At 41.6% G+C, this 344-nt stretch carries 1 pseudogene; it reads left to right on the plus strand.

Annotation, left to right across the window (positions count from 1 at the left end):
- Positions 1 to 110: 110 nt before the first annotated feature.
- Positions 111 to 344, plus strand: a pseudogene (locus tag CWB62_RS18770) (DUF2145 domain-containing protein); the annotation flags it as partial.

Raw genomic sequence — 344 nt, forward strand, 5'->3', positions numbered from 1 at the left:
GAAGGACAAACCATAAAGTAAACATGTAACACTAAACGTCTCCCTGAACTTGTTTCAGGGTCTAAGGGCAACGTAAAGCCCCTTTACAGCTTTCAAATAAGGAGCACTTTATGCGCTACTTTAAATCTCTTATCTTCTCATTTGCTCTGCTGCTTTCTCTAAACACCTTTGCAGGCAGTCAGCAAAACAGTGAATCTAAATTTGCAGCCGAAGAAGTCGCAAGCTTTGCCAAATCAGTAGAAAAATACGCAGCAAAACATGGCGCGCGTGCGTTTATTATTGCGCGTTTAGGTCAACCTGAAAAAGATTTACCTCGTGGCTTTCAATTCACTCACACAGCTATT

Source organism: Pseudoalteromonas sp. S408 (assembly GCF_005886645.1).
In the GTDB taxonomy this organism is placed as follows: domain Bacteria; phylum Pseudomonadota; class Gammaproteobacteria; order Enterobacterales; family Alteromonadaceae; genus Pseudoalteromonas.